A 15,928-nucleotide genomic window follows, 5' to 3' on the forward strand; every position below is an offset into this window, starting at 1 on the left:
TGGCAACCACCACGCTGGTAGACCTGTTACATAAAGGAAGGGATCGGCATGAGTAAACTTGTGATTGGCGTAAATACCGCGATGTTCGACGGCCTTGATACCGACGTCGCCTTTAGCACCATTAAAAAAGCCGGGTTTCATTACGTTGAGCTGGCCTATAACCAGGGCTACGTGGGCGATATGCCGCCCGAGCTCTTTGGCGCGGAAAACGCGGCGCATATTCGTGAGCTGCTGGAAAAACACCAGCTGGGCACGTATGCGCTGGGGGCGACGATGAATATGGGCGCCGCGGATGCCGTGGAGCAGTTCAGCCAGCGCATCCGTTTTGCCAGCATGATTGGCGCCAAATGGATCAACGTCTGCGTCGGCAGAAGCGCCGACCGCGCGCGGATTATCGATAATCTGCGCGAGCTGGCGGCGGTTGCCGCCGAGCACGACTGCACGATCTGCCTGGAAAACGGCGGCGATCCGAATTATGACGTCTTCCGCCTGGCCGACGACGGCTTTGCGCTGCTGGAGGCTATCGATAGTCCGGCGGTGGCCTTCAACGTCGATGCCGGCAATATTGTTTCGCTGTGCCCGGACGTCGATCCGGTTGCGGCGGCGATCGCCATGCTGCCGGGGGCCCAGCATTGCCATCTGAAGGATCTGCAGGTCCGTGACGGGGAGGTACACTTCACGCCGATGGGCTACGGGCAGCTGAACTATGTGCCAATGCTAAAAGAGCTGGAGGCGCGGGCGATTCCCTGTAGCCTGGAGATTCCTTTACGCATGCATCGCCAGCGCGACAGCTATCCGGTGAGGGGGGCTTCGCCTATCGATCCGGCGTATAGCCTGGAGGTACTGATCCAGTCCCGGCAGATGCTGGAAAAATGGTTGGGCTACCCTCCAGGCGCCTGATAAATAAAAAATGCGTCACCGCTGAAATTCCGGGCAAAGGATATAAGCCGCTGGCGCAATTTATTTTATTTTTAATCCTGTAGCTTATTCTTATTTATCGTTGAGAATGAACTAAAGGTTAGGGGCGATATTTTATTTGGGGTTATAAAAATGATTATAAGCACATTTCCATGTTCTGTGATTAAAGTCGCATACGGTTTATGACGCATATGTTGTTATGTTTTTAACATAAGTTCATTGGCTGCTCTTTTGTTCATAATAATTCAAAAGCGTAACTAATGTTCACCGGGTACTTAACGCTCATAGATTAATTTCGTTTTATTTTTTTAACGACTTTTAAAATCGAAGGTTAATTATGTCTGACTCTACACTTACTCCAATACCCAATACAAAGAAACCTACCAACTACCGCTGGGTTATCTTTGGCACGATGTTCTTCTTATTAGCCGTTAACCTGATGGATCGTATTACTTTATCGATCGGGATGCCCTATATAAAAGAAGAATTTGACCTTTCACCAACCATGCAGGGTTTGATTCTCAGCAGCTTCTTCTGGTCCTATGCTCTGCTGCAGGTGCCGGGAGGCTGGCTGCTCGACCGCTACGGCCCGCGTAAAGTGATCACCGGCGCGCTGTTTGGCTGGGGGTTCTTCCAGGCCATTATCGGTCTGGCGAGCGGCGGGATTAGCCTGATCCTCGCCCGTATCGGTTTAGGGGCGATGGAAGCGCCGGTTTCACCCAGCGGCGCGAAGCTGAGCTCAACCTGGCTGACGCAATCTGAAAGGGGCCGCGGGGCGGTTATCATGGACTCCGGTAGCCCGCTGGGCGTGGCGATCGGCGGGATCATCGTGGCGCATCTCATCGTGCTGCTGGACTCATGGCGCGTCACCTTCGTGGTGGTGGGCCTGTTCACGATGCTGCTGGGCTTTGTGGCATGGCGAATTCTGCGCGACCGCCCGTCTGAACACCCGAAAGTCGACCCGCAGGAGGTGGCGTACATTGCCGCCGGCAACGTCAGCGGCGCGACCGGCGACGATAACACCGCGCCGACCAGGGGGCTGGGGATCAGCTGGTTTACTATGATAGCGATCATGATCGGCCGCGCCTCCTGGGGCATGGTGTACTGGGGGCTGCTGACCTGGGGACCGAGCTATCTGGCGCAGGCGCAGGGTCTGCAGCTGGCCTCTATCGGCAACTCGACGTTTATCATCTTTATCATGGGGACGCTGGGATGCCTGTTTAGCGGCTTCTTCGTCGACTTCCTGGTGAAAAGAGGCGTCAGCCATAACGTATCGCTGAAAAGCCTGCTGTCTATCTCCGGTATCGTCGGCCTGAGCATACTTTACGCGCTGTCAACGGTGACCGATCCGAACCTGGCGGTTGGCCTGCTCTCCGTCGCCGCCTTCTTTATGATGTTCGGCAGCCTGTACTGGAGCTTCCCGGCTATTCTGGCGCCGAAAGACCGCGTCGGTCTGGTTGGCGGGCTGATGAATATGGCGAACAGCTGTGCGGGGATTCTGGTACCGATTCTGGTGGGCGTTATTTTACAGGCCACCGGCAGCTTTGAAAGCGTGCTGGTCTATTTCGCCATCTGCGCCGGCCTCTACACCGTCGGAACGCTGTGCATTAACTTTAATAAATTACCGTTGAAAAACGGCCAGCTGTCGTACCAGAAATAAATAGCCACTGAGTCATCTGGCTGAATTACTCTTAAATACAGGATGCTGATATGTCAGTTATATTACGAGTGGATAAAGTACCGCAGACGTTAGCGGAGGAGTTAGCGCTCGCCCACACGTTGTATGAATACAGTAAGTTATCTGCTGAACAATTGCATGCCATTGCCGGGGAAGTCCAGGTAATATTAGCCAGCGGCGAGTCGAAGGTTGAGGCCGCGTTGATTAATCAATTACCGCAATTAAAATTAATCGCCGTATTTGGCGTCGGCTATGACGGCGTGGATATTCGCGCCGCCTCCGCCAGGGGCGTCCGGGTGACCAATACGCCGGATATTTTAACCGATGACGTTGCCGACCTTGGGATCGCTCTGATGCTGAACGTATCAAGGCGCATTACCGGCGCGCAGAAGTTTATTGAGCGCGGCGGCTGGCAATCCGGCGCCTACCCGCAGTCCACCAAAGTCAGCGGCGCGCGGCTGGGCATTGTTGGCTTCGGCCGCATTGGTCGGGCCGTTGCGAAGAGGGCGCAGGGCTTTGCGATGCGCATTGCCTGCTTCGACCGCAATCCCGTTGAGAGCAGCGAGGTGACCTACTATTCCGATCTGCTGGAGTTGGCGAAAAATAGCGATGTGCTGATGGTATGCGCCAGCGCGGGGAAGGAGAGCCAGAAGTTGATTAATCACGACGTGCTGGCCGCGCTCGGTCCGCAGGGGATTTTGATTAACATTGCCCGCGGCAGCGTCGTGGATGAGGAGGCGCTGGCGGAGGCGCTCACCCTCGGCACGATCGGCGGCGCGGGTCTGGACGTTTTCGCGAACGAACCCCACGTGCCGCAGGCGCTGTTGAACCGCGATGACGTGGTGGTGACGCCGCATATTGGCAGCGCTACCCGCGCCACCCGCGCGGCGATGGCGCAGCTGGTGATCGATAATATCGCGGCGTTTTATGCCGGTAAGCCGCTGCTGACGCCGGTATCGGTGGTGTAACGTCAGCGTAATGCCTGGATCGCAATCCGGTTAATAAAAAGGGGCCTTTATGGCCCCTTTGCTATTCAGGCGTCGCTATTCAGGCGTCGCTATCCGCGCTGCGCTTCGCGCCAGGCGCTCTGCAGAAACTCGCGGCACTGGCGTTCGTTATCCCATAGATCGTCCTGCTCGGTGGTGCGCATTTCGACGGCGAGGGAGATGGCGCCGAGCTCCTTCGGCAGCGCAAGGCCCATTGCAGTGCGGATGATGTGCGCCGCTGAGGCAGTGGTGAGGAATCCTGGTTCGCCAAATTTCATATGATAATCGCCGTAGCCCTCGGCCTGCGGGTCAAGGATGGCGTTAGCCAGATGCAGCTGTGAAATCAGCGGCGCGGCGAGCGTCAGCGATTCGACGAGATCTTCCTGATTCAGCGAGACGTGGGCGCTGTCCCAGGCGAGATAGAGTTTCGGGCAGTCAGGGCGCAGCGCTTGCATCCACTCCACGGTCTCATCCGTTGGGCCAATCAGCTGGCATTTATGCGCGAAGCGGTCGAGCGGCTCCACCTGTAAAAGCATGTTGTCATACCGGGCAACGACTTCGCCGATGCGCACCAGCGCTTCGCCAAACCCCTTTTTTGCCTCTTCGCGGCGCGCGTCGCCGGGATCGCTGCCGCTCACCAGCGACAGTTTACTGGTGCCGCATTCGGCCGCCAGGTGGACCAGCTCGCAGGCGCGACGGATGGATTTTTCCCGCAGCTCGGGGTCGAGGCTGCTGAGGTTGAGATGGTCTTTAAGCAGTTCGAAGGTCAGCCACTGGGTGACGTTCAGACGCTGCTGTTCAGCGAGATGGCGGATTTTCGCCGCGATTTCCGGGCGATGAATAATGCCGGTTTCAAACCCCCGGTAATAGCCGGTAGCGGCGATTTTGTCGATGACCTGTAAAACGGCGTTCTCATCGCCGGCCAGCGGGAAAAAAAGTTCGGCGATGTGCGCCGAAGGGTACAACTCGGTCGTTGCTGTCATATCACTGCCTCCTTAAAGAGCGGGGTTAAGGTGTGGGCTAAACGGTTATGCCAGGTGCAGGAAGCGCCTTATTGTCTGTGAACATTTTAATGATATATGAACATATGAACAAACATAGAACGCGGGTAATGTGATAACCTTGACGCCGATCGCACTTTGCTTTGAACAGCGGTTATACGCATATTTCTATTGATTTTATTTAAGATAATTTTTCGTCTTTGCGGGACGTGCGCAGGCGTCGGCGGCGAAGTGCGGCGCAATAAGGAGCATTCAAGAGTTACCTTGATGTTCAAAAGTATGAGGGCTGTGGGGGAGGGAAGGCCTCTTCCCGGAGTCGTTGATTAAGCAGAGGATCTCGCGGCGGGTGAACCGGCGCCGGCGTTGTTCGGCCAGACGGGCCCCTTGCAGGGCCTGTCCGCGGGGAGAGACGCCGGTTAAGCGCTTGTTTGCCCCTTGGCCCGGGCCGCCGTGCGGCAGCGCAAAGGCCTAAATCTACTCATCGTCGCGCTCTCTGGCGGCGCGCTGGCGTTCGTAGAACTCATCTTCCGCGGCGGTAATTTCGTCCAGTAGCGAGTCCATATCGACCGCGTGAACCTCTTCGACATAGAGGCCGGTTAGCGGCGTTTCCGGGGTTAATTTCCCGTCTTCATACAGCATCCAGATTTCTTTCGCATAGCGCGTCTTTAAGAGCTGCGGGGCGAACTGGCCGTAGTAGGCGGTGATGTTATTCACGTCACGTTCGAACATGGACCGGGCATGGTTGTTTGCCGCGGCGTCTACCGCCTGCGGCAGGTCGATAATCACCGGCCCCTGCGCGTCAAGCAGGACGTTGAACTCCGATAAATCGCCGTGTACCAGTCCGGCGCACAGCATGCGCACGATATTGCGGATCATGGTCGCGAAATCAGCAACGGCTTCCTCTTCCGACAGGGCCACATCGCTCAGGCGCGGGGCCACCGCGCCCTCGGCGTCGGTGATCAGCTCCATCAATAATACGCCGTCAAGGCAGATATAGGGCTGAGGTACGCGAACCCCGGCGTTAGCCAGGCGGAACAGCGCGTCGACCTCCGCCATTTGCCAGGTCTCTTCCTGCTGCTTGCGGCCGAACTTTGAGCCTTTTTGCATCGCGCGGTTATTGCGCGAGTTGCGGACTTTACGCCCTTCCTGATACTGCACGGCCTGCTTAAAGCTGCGCTGCGCCGCCTCTTTGTAGACTTTGGCGCATTGGATCTTGTCACCGCATAAAACAGTGTAAACGTCGGCCTCTTTACCGCTTTTCAGCCGCTGAAGCACTTCGTCTATCAGGCCGTCATCGACCAGAGGTTGGATTCTGTTTGGGATTTTCATGCGGCTTTATACCTTATTTCAGACGCTTTTCGTACTGATAATACGGGACAGTCATCGTGTTCCCTCCTGGTCAAAATCATGACATTGCTCAGTAAGTGCGATGTTTTCTGCAATGGGTCATAAGGTTAACTGGAATCAGGGAAATTGTCCCGCAGGAATGCGGGCACAAAACGGCCGCAGGGCATGCGCGGTGCGGGCTCTTAGGGTTTCATCGCATCGCCGATGGCGTATTTGGAGCCGGCCGGCGCAGCGGTCCGGCCCCGAACCCGCCGGGCGATGCGCGAGGGCGGCGCTAAAGCCAGGAAAAACGGTGGCCCTTAACAAATGGTCATACTTCGCTCCCGCGAATAGCACATAAAGTGCAACAATTATTCTTGCACTTAATTTAGCGCCTCCCTACAATCGCCGCGATAGTGTACTCGTAATTGATACATATTTTGTGGCGATGAGCGACACAAATGGCCTTCAGCCAGCCCGAACAAAGGAAGTGGCGCTGCGTCCCCCGCGGCGTCTTGTTCGGCGGCAACAACAACCAGCGGAATAAAAATAATGAGCCTGCAAAAACCTTGGGTTAACTTTCATCGGCGTTTATTGGGGACGGCGCTGCTCGCGGCGCTGCTTGCCGGATGCGATAACGGCATTGCGCAAAACGCCGCGCCGCAGGCGCCTGCCGTCAGCGCCGCCGACGTGGTGGTTAAACCCGTCAGCCAGTGGGATAGCTTTAACGGCCGCATCGAAGCGGTAGAGAGCGTCCAGCTGCGCCCGCGCGTCTCCGGCTATATCGATAAGGTGAACTACACCGATGGTCAGGAAGTGAAAAAAGGCGAGGTGCTGTTCACCATCGACGACAGGACCTACCGCGCCGCGCTCGAACAGGCGCAGGCGGAGCTCTCACGCAGCAAAACCCAGGCCAGCCTGGCGCGCAGCGAGGCCGGCCGTACCGACAAGCTGGTGAACACCAACGTGGTCTCCCGCGAAGAGTGGGAGCAGCGGCGTTCGGCCGCCGTTCAGGCGCAGGCCGATATGCGGGCTGCGCAGGCGGCGGTTGACGCAGCGCAGCTGAACCTTGATTTTACCAAGGTGACCGCGCCTATCGACGGCCGCGCCAGCCGCGCGCTGATTACCAGCGGCAACCTCGTCACCGCGGGCGACAGCGCCAGCGTGCTTACCACTCTGGTGTCGCAGAAGACGGTTTACGTCTACTTTGACGTGGATGAATCAACCTATCTTCACTACCAAAACCTTGCCCGCAGCGGGCAGGGGGCTTCCAGCAGCCATCTGGCCCTGCCGGTAGAAATTGGCCTGGTCGGAGAGGAGGGCTATCCCCATCAGGGCAAAGTGGATTTCCTCGACAATCAGCTCACCCCGAGTACCGGTACGATCCGCATGCGCGCGGTGCTGGATAACGCCCAGCGCCTGTTTACGCCGGGACTCTTCGCCCGCGTACGCCTGCCGGGCAGCGCCGAATTCAACGCCATGCTGATTGACGACAAGGCGGTATTAACCGATCAGGATCGAAAATACGTTTATATCGTTGATAAAGATGGTAAAGCGCAGCGTCGTGATATCACGCCTGGCCGCCTGGCGGCGGGCCTGCGTATCGTGCAGCAGGGGCTTAACCCCGGCGATAAAGTCATCGTAGACGGCTTACAAAAAGTGTTTATGCCGGGCATGCCGGTTAACGCGAAAACCGTCGCCATGACCGCCAGCACCGCCCTTAACTGATCCCTTACCAGAGAATCCGTCGTATGGACTTTTCCCGCTTTTTTATCGACAGGCCGATTTTTGCCGCGGTGCTGTCGATTTTGATTTTCGTCACCGGATTGATCGCGATTCCGCTGCTGCCGGTCAGCGAATATCCTGACGTCGTGCCGCCGAGCGTGCAGGTGCGCGCGGAGTATCCGGGCGCCAACCCGAAGGTTATCGCCGAAACCGTGGCGACGCCGCTGGAGGAAGCGATCAACGGCGTTGAAAACATGATGTATATGAAATCCGTCGCCGGTTCCGACGGCGTGCTGGTCACCACCGTGACCTTCCGTCCGGGCACCGATCCCGACCAGGCGCAGGTTCAGGTGCAAAACCGGGTATCGCAGGCCGAAGCCCGCCTGCCCGAGGACGTGCGCCGTCTCGGGATCACCACCCAGAAGCAGTCCCCAACGCTTACCCTGGTGGTGCATCTGTTCTCGCCGAATGGCAAGTACGATTCGCTGTATATGCGCAACTACGCCACGCTGAAGGTCAAGGATGAGCTGGCGCGCCTGCCCGGCGTCGGCCAGATTCAGATTTTTGGCTCCGGCGAATACGCCATGCGCGTCTGGCTGGACCCCAATAAGGTGGCGGCGCGCGGCCTGACCGCTTCTGACGTCGTCGCGGCGATGCAGGAGCAAAACGTGCAGGTTTCCGCCGGCCAGCTCGGCGCCGAGCCGCTGCCGAAAGAGAGCGATTTCCTGATCTCGATTAACGCCCAGGGACGCCTGCATACTGAGGAGGAGTTCGGCAATATCATCCTCAAAACGGCCCAGGACGGATCGGTGGTGCGTCTGCACGACGTGGCGCGCGTTGAGATGGGGTCCGGCAGCTACGCGCTGCGCTCCCAGGCTGAATAATAAAGATGCGGTGGGGATTGGTATCTTCCAGTCGCCGGGGGCGAACGCCATCGACCTCTCTAACGCCGTGCGCGCTAAGATGAGCGAGCTGGCGACGCGCTTCCCGGAGGATATGAAGTGGGCGGCGCCGTACGATCCGACGGTCTTCGTGCGCGACTCCATCCGCGCGGTGGTGCAAACCCTGCTGGAAGCGGTGGTGCTGGTGGTGCTGGTGGTGCTGGTGGTGCTGGTGGTGATTCTGTTCCTGCAAACCTGGCGCGCGTCGATCATCCCGCTGATTGCCGTGCCGGTGTCGGTGGTGGGGACCTTCAGCATTCTCTATCTGCTTGGCTTCTCGCTGAATACCCTGAGCCTGTTCGGGCTGGTGCTGGCCATCGGGATCGTGGTGGATGACGCCATCGTGGTGGTGGAGAACGTCGAGCGTAATATTGAAGAGGGGCTGGCGCCGCTGCAGGCTGCGCACCAGGCGATGCGCGAGGTGTCCGGGCCGATTATCGCTATCGCCCTGGTGCTGTGCGCGGTATTCGTGCCGATGGCCTTCCTCTCCGGCGTTACCGGACAGTTCTACAAGCAGTTTGCGGTGACCATCGCGATTTCGACGGTGATCTCGGCGATTAACTCGCTGACGCTCTCTCCGGCGCTGGCGGCGCTGCTGTTGAAGCCGCACGGCGCGCCGAAAGATATGCCGACCCGGCTTATCGACCGGCTGTTCGGCTGGCTGTTCCGGCCGTTTAACCGCTTCTTCAACCGCAGCTCTAACGGCTATCAGGGGCTGGTGGCGAAAACCCTGGGCCGCCGCGGGGCGGTATTCGTGGTGTATCTGCTGCTGCTTTGCGCCGCCGGGGTAATGTTTAAAGCCGTGCCCGGCGGATTTATTCCGACCCAGGATAAGCTGTACCTGATTGGCGGCGTGAAGATGCCGGAAGGCGCTTCGCTGGCGCGAACCGACGCGATGATCCGCAAAATGAGCGAAATCGGCATGAACACCGAAGGCGTGGATTATGCGGTGGCGTTCCCGGGGCTCAACGCGCTGCAGTTTACCAATACGCCGAACACCGGGACGGTCTTCTTCGGCCTGAAGCCGTTCGATCAGCGTACGCATACCGCGGCGGAAATTAACGCCGAGATTAATGCTAAAATCGCGCAGCTGCAGCAGGGGTTCGGCTTCTCGATCCTGCCGCCGCCGATTTTGGGGCTGGGCCAGGGTTCCGGCTACTCGCTCTATATTCAGGACCGGGCCGGGCTGGGCTACGGCGCGCTGCAAACCGCGGTTAACACCATGTCGGGGGCGATTATGCAGACGCCGGGAATGCACTTCCCGATCTCCACCTATCAGGCCAACGTTACGCAGCTGGATGTGCAGGTGGATCGCGATAAGGCCAAGGCCCAGGGCGTGTCGCTGACCGATCTGTTCGGGACGCTGCAGACCTATCTGGGATCGTCCTACGTGAACGATTTCAACCAGTTTGGCCGCACCTGGCGCGTGATGGCCCAGGCCGACGGGCCGTTCCGCGACAGCGTGGAGGATATCGGCAATCTGCGCACCCGCAACAGCCAGGGCGAGATGGTGCCGATCGGCAGCATGGTGAATATCACCACCACCTACGGGCCCGATCCGGTGATCCGCTACAACGGCTATCCGGCGGCGGATCTGATCGGCGATGCCGATCCCCGCGTGCTGTCGTCAGCTCAGGCGATGACGACGCTGGCCGGGATGTCTAAGCAGGTGCTGCCGAACGGGATGAATATTGAATGGACGGACCTTAGCTATCAGCAGGCCACTCAGGGCAACACGGCCATAATCGTCTTCCCGGTCGCGGTGCTGCTGGCGTTCCTGGTGCTGGCGGCGCTGTATGAAAGCTGGACGCTGCCGCTGGCGGTGATTCTGATTGTACCTATGACCCTGCTATCGGCGCTGTTTGGCGTCTGGTTAACCGGCGGCGATAATAACGTGTTCGTGCAGGTGGGGCTGGTGGTATTGATGGGGCTGGCCTGTAAGAACGCCATCCTGATCGTCGAGTTCGCCCGCGAGCTGGAGATGCAGGGGAAAGGGATCGTCGAGGCCGCGCTGGAGGCCTGCCGCCTGCGTCTGCGTCCGATTGTAATGACCTCGATAGCCTTTATCGCCGGGACTATCCCGCTGATTCTGGGCCACGGCGCGGGGGCGGAGGTTCGCGGCGTTACCGGGATCACGGTGTTCTCCGGGATGCTAGGGGTGACGCTGTTCGGTCTGTTCCTGACGCCGGTATTTTACGTTGCGCTGCGCAAGTTCGTGACGCGCGGCAAGCCGGTAGCGGAAGTTCAGCCCTCCTGACGTTCCGACCCAACCTTCGTAGCATAAAAAAACCGCCTTCAGTGAAGGCGGTTTTTTACTATTTAAGGGGGCCGGAGCGCCGGATTTAGTGCGCTTTTTTGGCGAGATCGTCTGCTTCGAGCAGACTGCAGGCAGCCGCTGATATCGCCTTTTTTAACCTTTTCCAGCGCGCTTGCCACGGTATGAAGTGCCAGCACGTTCAGCGACGCCTGTTCGGCTTCGTCGGCGATGGACTTGAAGTACCAGCAGGCGTTGGCGCTGACCACGCAGCGGGCCGGGACGTCAGGACGCGAAGCCCACAGCTTTTTGTCTTCAATAACGGAGACGTAGATATCGCGCAGGGTGATTTTATCAGCCGGACGGCCGAGGTGGATGGAGCCGTTGCGCCCCAGCGTCGAGACGATAATGCCGTCGCGCGTGAGGGGGACCATCAGTTTACGGATAAAGCTCGGATTGGCTTCCAGGCCATAGGCGAGGATCGCGCTGGTCGAACGTTCACCCAACTGCTCCGCCATCGCTACGCTGAGAACCATCTGCAAAGCTGTCGGGAAGCGGTAATCTAACATTTCATCTTCCTGGGTCGCGGTGAATATTTTTCTTTTTGGCACCGCAGAGGTGAGTGATCAATAAGCACAATATAACAAAGAAGGCGACTTTTTAGAAGGAACCCCAATCGGGGAGGGCACGTAAAGTCCATTTTGTCCGTGGGCTTTTAGCGGGCGGCGGGGGCTGTCAGGGAGTACAATCATGAGAGGACGCATTCATCATTAAATGACATGACTCCGGCTGAATTTATCCGGAGCCTGCAAAAAGACGAAGATCTCTGATTTAGCACTGTATTGATTTTGGGCCAGGGTCAGGTCAGGATCAGTAACATCATACCAGCGGTACCTTTTGTTGCGTTATTGACAAAACAGACTTATGTAGATCCGCATCACGATTTTCATGTGTTCAGATTGAAAAGATCGCTTAAAGTGATAATGTCCATGCAATCAGGATTGTTACTGCATCGTCAGGCAAAACCACAGATTCGCTACTTTGGCGATGCTGTGGTTTTTTTGTTTCCAGGGTTTGAAAAATGCAAATAGCCAAGATACTCAATAATAATGTTGTGACGGTGATGGACGAACATCAGAACGAGTCGGTTGTGATGGGGCGGGGGCTTGGTTTTAAAAAGCATGCCGGCGATACGCTGGATGAGACCCTGATAGAAAAAATATTCGAGCTGAAAAGCGGCGAACTGATGTCGCGGCTGAGTGAATTACTGGCCGAAATTCCGGTGGAGGTGGTGGCGACGGCAGACCGAATCATCGCGCTGGCGAAGGAGCGCTTGCCGGGCAAGTTGCAGAACAGTATTTATATCTCGCTGACGGATCACTGCCATTTTGCCATTGAGCGGCACAAGGAAGGCATGGAGATCAGCAACGTTTTGCTGATAGAAATCAAACGCCTGTATCAGAAAGAATTTGCCGTTGGGCTGGAGGCGCTGGACATCATTGAACAGCGACTGTTTGTCCGCCTGCCGGAAGATGAAGCGGGGTTTATCGCTCTGCATCTGGTAAACGCACAGCTTGGCGGCGGCATGCCGGACATCATGCATATCACGAAAATTATGCAGGAAATACTTAATATCGTCAGACGGTTTTTAAAGATTGACTACGATGAGCAGGCATTAAGCTACCACCGTTTTGTTACCCATCTGAAGTTTTTTGCTCAGAGGCTTATGGGCAACAAGACGGTTTTTAGCGATGACGAGTCTCTGCATGATGTGGTGAAAGTAAAATATGTTCTGGCTTACCAGTGTGCAGAAAAAATTCAACAGTATATTAATCAGAAATACAACTATATGCTGACGAAAGAAGAACTGATGTTCCTGGCGATTCATATAGAGCGGGTGAGAACTGAAATCCTCGAAGAGAAAAAATAAATATCAATGGTCTCTTTTTTTGTATTTCCCTACCCACTTACATAATAAAAGGCTTGCTTTTGGTACGATGTATAGAATAGAATTATTGTTAATGACATAATGCTTGTATGGATTGTTACTGTACCTATTCTGATGTAGTAAATAGGGCAGGCAAAACCTAAGCTGTTTTTATTCGTGTTGGCGAATAAAAACAGGTTGGGTTTTTTTTTGCCTCAAAAACAGTATCAAATGCAGGGCGAAGGGGGATTCTGGTTTACCTGTATTGCTATTGAATATTAAGGATAGATTATGGAATTCAAGAAGTTAGCTATAGAGATACTGAGTTGCGTAGGCGGTCTTGACAATATCAACAGCGTAATTCATTGTGCAACCAGATTGCGCTTTAACTTAAAAGATCATACGCAGGTAAATATCGATGATCTTAAAGTTAACCCCAGTGTTGTCAACGTAGTGAGGCGCGGTGAACAATTGCAGGTAGCTATTGAAAACCATGTCAGTGAAGTATTTGATGCAATACTTGACGTTGCAGTACTTAATAAAAAACCTAATGAAGAAAAGACAGAACGCAGTATGAAAAAAAATTCCCCAGGCCTTATTTATTATCTGAAAGCCCTGTTCAGACCGCGAAAAATGAAAACGACGGCATCTGATGTTGCAAAAGAATGCACACCGGAAGCCGTGGCTGAACGTCACGCTCCGGCTGACGAGCCTCAGGAAAAACAGGCCCGGCTATCGCGCCAGGAAATAATCGTCAGCCCGCTTGAAGGGGATGTACTGCCCCTGGCGATGGTGAATGACCCGGTGTTTGCCAGCGCTATCATGGGAAAGGGGATTGCAATCAGGCCGCAGAGCGGGCGGGTTGTGTCTCCGGTAAACGGTACGGTTGCGTCGTTGTTTGAAACTCACCACGCCATAGGCCTGGAATCCGGGAATGGGGCGGAGATATTAATTCACGTTGGGATCGATACGGTAAAGCTGGGCGGGCAGTTTTTTACCCCTCATGTAAAAACGGGCGATGTGGTTAAGCAGGGCGATCACACTTTCCTCTGAGGTTAGTGTCAATGTAAAAGATATGAGCCTAGCCAGATCGCTATCCTGCATCTGAAATTGACTTCCATCAACCATACGAGCTTTCAGATGCGCCAACCGGTAGGCATCTGAAAAATTTGCAGTTTCAAGCGCAGCGCTCAGGGCTTCTGACAATAATATCTCAAATAAAGCTTCTGAATATCCTTCTTTTAAGCGACTCATGATCCAGTCACGAGTTAAACCTGTAATGAGATTGTTGGGGTTACCAAGCTTCGCTTGAACTGTCCATAACCAGTTCACTCGTAGTGAAGTAGGTGCCTGGTGTTCAAGCCAGTCTGCAATAACAGGCATTAATTCATTGATTCGACTCTCATAGTCATCAGTTGCACGTACGAAAACAGCCAAACTTTCATGGAAGACTTTAAGACCAGCCACAGACGAATGGAGCAAATGCTCTACTTTATCCACATCTGGTTCCACCGCCTTAATTTTGGTAGCAATCTCTGAGAAGGCTGTCTTAGGCCAGAAAAAAGTAAAGGCACAGATAAGCCTTAGCGTATCCTTTTGGCTTGGAGCAAGACGTTCCCATAGAGATGCATAGTAAAATCGGGCGTCTTGGCTCAAGTCTCCCTTCAACTGCTCAATATCCCAACTGGATAGTCTGCGACCCGAATGTTTCAATTCTGATGTAGCATAAATAACGTGAAGAGGATGGCCATTAGTTTTCTTACGAAGAGCGGATGCTGCACTCTGCAGTTGTTCTTCAATTTGTTCTTCACTTTCAAAACCAGTTGTAAGCCAGCCTTCCTGAACTGTTCTACGTAGATAAGAAAGTACTGCACTCTCAGACATTGCAGGCAATGTATGCCACTCAGATTTTGGTGCAAAGGCGAGCAAATCCGCTGGCAACTGTTCGTCATTTACCGGTTGAGTGCCGACGAGCAGTACCATATTTTCCGGGCAGGGAATTACCTGACAGAAAAGGTCATCTAGTGGCCGTTTATCCTCAGCGTTGATACGCCAGACATGATCCAAACCATCAAGAATGAGCACAAATGGCTTTCCCAGTACTTTGTAGTGGGCAGCACATGCCTCCAATTGTGTATGTAAGCCTCCACCAGTCTTCGGGACATCCTCGTGAAACTGTTGGATCTGCGCCAGAATGGATTGCTCGACAATGTAGCTATTAACCCGGTCGCGGCCTCGCTCGGTTGTCGACAGAAAATAGTGATGGCGAACCGTTGGGATACCTTTTTCTGCAAGCGTGTCGCACAGTGCGCTCAGGTAAGTACTCTTTCCGCGTCCTGGTGGACCAGTCAGCACAATTGCCTTTCCGGTAGCATTAATTGTGCTCTGGACAAATTCTTGATGGAATATTTCATCAGGAACCTCATAACCTTCTGGAACAACAAAATCCTCTGGCAAAGGAGCTGGAGGTGAAGCTCGCAAGATGGTTCCAACCTCTGCCAGTTTGATCCAGCCATCCGGCGCAGGGAGATTTTTTTGCGTTGCCCAATTCAGAGCCACATATTTTAGATTAGCGATTCCCTCTGGCGTACCATGCAGTCGAAGGCGAGCATCAACTTCATGCTCCAATGCAAGATAGCCCTTATCGCTGTGTCGAATACATAATTGTCTGAAGAAAAGTTTGCATTCCTCAACGCCGCCGAGTTCAACTTCTACCAAGGTGCGCTGAGGTTCTGGGATCTTAGAAGGATCAATCCGGTCTCGTTCCAGACAAACCTCAATAGCAGCATCTGGTCGGCGATTCGTTATGAGCGAAATTTCGCCAATACGCACTGGATCAAGTTGTTTGAAAGCATCGAACCATTTGCGTAGCATCGATCTCGACCGCTCTGTCTTGCCCGTTTTCTCCAGCATCCAATCCCAAGATAGAAGATGCGTCTCAGAATCTGGAGTGAACTTGATCTGCTGAAGGTCAACGAAGCCATCACTTCGTTCGATGACGATATCATCTAGTCCCTGTGGTGCTTCGTTTTCATTATCACATTCAAATTTCACGCGGCTATAGCGCGTCGGCGCATCAAGCCAATCGCACAGGACCTTAAGGCCCTGGCGATTTTGATAAATATAACCAGCTGCAGTGATGGCGGTTTTCTTAATATCTTCACTCATAGCA

8 protein-coding genes and 4 pseudogenes are annotated in these 15,928 nt (G+C 54.8%); 8 read left to right on the plus strand and 4 right to left on the minus strand.

The genetic code is table 11. The features are described 5' to 3' along the window. Positions 1-48 precede the first annotated feature (48 nt). The 3 genes from ABOC21_RS05455 to ABOC21_RS05465 all read left to right on the plus strand — a co-directional run bounded on the left by ABOC21_RS05455 (position 49) and on the right by ABOC21_RS05465 (position 3,564). A complete protein-coding gene (locus ABOC21_RS05455) occupies positions 49-900 on the plus strand; it encodes a sugar phosphate isomerase/epimerase family protein (protein ID WP_426812210.1) in 852 nt (283 codons plus the stop codon). 355 nt (positions 901-1,255) lie between these two features. Beyond that, complete coding sequence (locus ABOC21_RS05460; RefSeq protein WP_426812211.1) at positions 1,256-2,578, plus strand: MFS transporter; 1,323 nt, start codon at positions 1,256-1,258, stop codon at positions 2,576-2,578. A 50-nt stretch (positions 2,579-2,628) separates the two neighbouring features. Then, positions 2,629-3,564, plus strand: a complete 936-nt coding sequence (locus tag ABOC21_RS05465) for a 2-hydroxyacid dehydrogenase (RefSeq protein WP_426812212.1) — start codon at positions 2,629-2,631, stop codon at positions 3,562-3,564. 89 nt (positions 3,565-3,653) lie between these two features. Here the strand turns inward: ABOC21_RS05465 and ABOC21_RS05470 are convergent, their stop codons facing one another. Together ABOC21_RS05470 and ABOC21_RS05475 are read right to left on the minus strand one after the other, a co-directional pair. Next, positions 3,654-4,565, minus strand: coding sequence for a sugar phosphate isomerase/epimerase family protein (locus ABOC21_RS05470; RefSeq protein ID WP_426812213.1), 912 nt, complete (start codon positions 4,563-4,565; stop codon positions 3,654-3,656). A 492-nt stretch (positions 4,566-5,057) separates the two neighbouring features. Then, on the minus strand, positions 5,058-5,912 hold the full coding sequence (locus ABOC21_RS05475; protein WP_426812214.1) for a PA4780 family RIO1-like protein kinase: 855 nt from the start codon (positions 5,910-5,912) through the stop codon (positions 5,058-5,060). Positions 5,913-6,461: 549 nt separating this feature from the next. On the opposite strand from ABOC21_RS05475, the gene ABOC21_RS05480 reads away from it, so the two are divergent. Both ABOC21_RS05480 and oqxB read left to right on the plus strand, forming a co-directional pair. After that, positions 6,462-7,637: an efflux RND transporter periplasmic adaptor subunit gene (locus tag ABOC21_RS05480; protein WP_095098194.1), complete on the plus strand. Its 1,176-nt coding sequence runs from the start codon at positions 6,462-6,464 to the stop codon at positions 7,635-7,637. A gap of 23 nt (positions 7,638-7,660) precedes the next feature. Beyond that, positions 7,661-10,832, plus strand: a pseudogene (gene oqxB, locus ABOC21_RS05485) (multidrug efflux RND transporter permease subunit OqxB). 62 nt (positions 10,833-10,894) lie between these two features. On the opposite strand, the gene ABOC21_RS05490 reads toward oqxB, so the two are convergent. Beyond that, the gene (locus tag ABOC21_RS05490) at positions 10,895-11,398 is read right to left on the minus strand and encodes an RrF2 family transcriptional regulator (RefSeq protein ID WP_426812215.1); all 504 of its coding nucleotides are present in this window, start codon (positions 11,396-11,398) and stop codon (positions 10,895-10,897) included. 512 nt (positions 11,399-11,910) lie between these two features. Between ABOC21_RS05490 and licT the strand changes: the two genes are divergently transcribed. From licT to ABOC21_RS05505, 3 genes and pseudogenes are all read left to right on the plus strand, one after another. Further along, positions 11,911-12,759 carry a BglG family transcription antiterminator LicT gene (gene licT, locus ABOC21_RS05495; protein ID WP_426812216.1) on the plus strand — a complete coding sequence of 283 codons (849 nt, stop codon included), beginning with the start codon at positions 11,911-11,913 and terminating at the stop codon, positions 12,757-12,759. 288 nt (positions 12,760-13,047) lie between these two features. Then, positions 13,048-13,158 (plus strand): annotated as a pseudogene (locus tag ABOC21_RS05500) (PTS transporter subunit EIIB); the annotation flags it as partial. A gap of 273 nt (positions 13,159-13,431) precedes the next feature. Then, a pseudogene (locus ABOC21_RS05505) lies at positions 13,432-13,794 on the plus strand (glucose PTS transporter subunit IIA); the annotation flags it as partial. On the opposite strand, the pseudogene ABOC21_RS05510 reads toward ABOC21_RS05505, so the two are convergent. Beyond that, positions 13,792-15,924 (minus strand): annotated as a pseudogene (locus ABOC21_RS05510) (NACHT domain-containing protein); the annotation flags it as partial. The pseudogenes ABOC21_RS05505 and ABOC21_RS05510 overlap by 3 nt on opposite strands. Positions 15,925-15,928: the final 4 nt, after the last annotated feature.

This window comes from Klebsiella sp. WOUb02 (assembly GCF_050058015.1).
Classification (GTDB): Bacteria; Pseudomonadota; Gammaproteobacteria; order Enterobacterales; family Enterobacteriaceae; genus Klebsiella.

What these genes read in the sequence shown, in the direction of transcription:
- ABOC21_RS05455 (WP_426812210.1), top strand. Translation starts at nt 49, where the DNA reads ATGAGTAAACTTGTGATTGGCGTAAATACCGCGATGTTCGACGGCCTT.
- ABOC21_RS05460 (WP_426812211.1), top strand. Translation starts at nt 1,256, where the DNA reads ATGTCTGACTCTACACTTACTCCAATACCCAATACAAAGAAACCTACC.
- ABOC21_RS05465 (WP_426812212.1), top strand. Translation starts at nt 2,629, where the DNA reads ATGTCAGTTATATTACGAGTGGATAAAGTACCGCAGACGTTAGCGGAG.
- ABOC21_RS05470 (WP_426812213.1), bottom strand. Translation starts at nt 4,565, where the DNA reads ATGACAGCAACGACCGAGTTGTACCCTTCGGCGCACATCGCCGAACTT.
- ABOC21_RS05475 (WP_426812214.1), bottom strand. Translation starts at nt 5,912, where the DNA reads ATGAAAATCCCAAACAGAATCCAACCTCTGGTCGATGACGGCCTGATA.
- ABOC21_RS05480 (WP_095098194.1), top strand. Translation starts at nt 6,462, where the DNA reads ATGAGCCTGCAAAAACCTTGGGTTAACTTTCATCGGCGTTTATTGGGG.
- ABOC21_RS05490 (WP_426812215.1), bottom strand. Translation starts at nt 11,398, where the DNA reads ATGTTAGATTACCGCTTCCCGACAGCTTTGCAGATGGTTCTCAGCGTA.
- licT (WP_426812216.1), top strand. Translation starts at nt 11,911, where the DNA reads ATGCAAATAGCCAAGATACTCAATAATAATGTTGTGACGGTGATGGAC.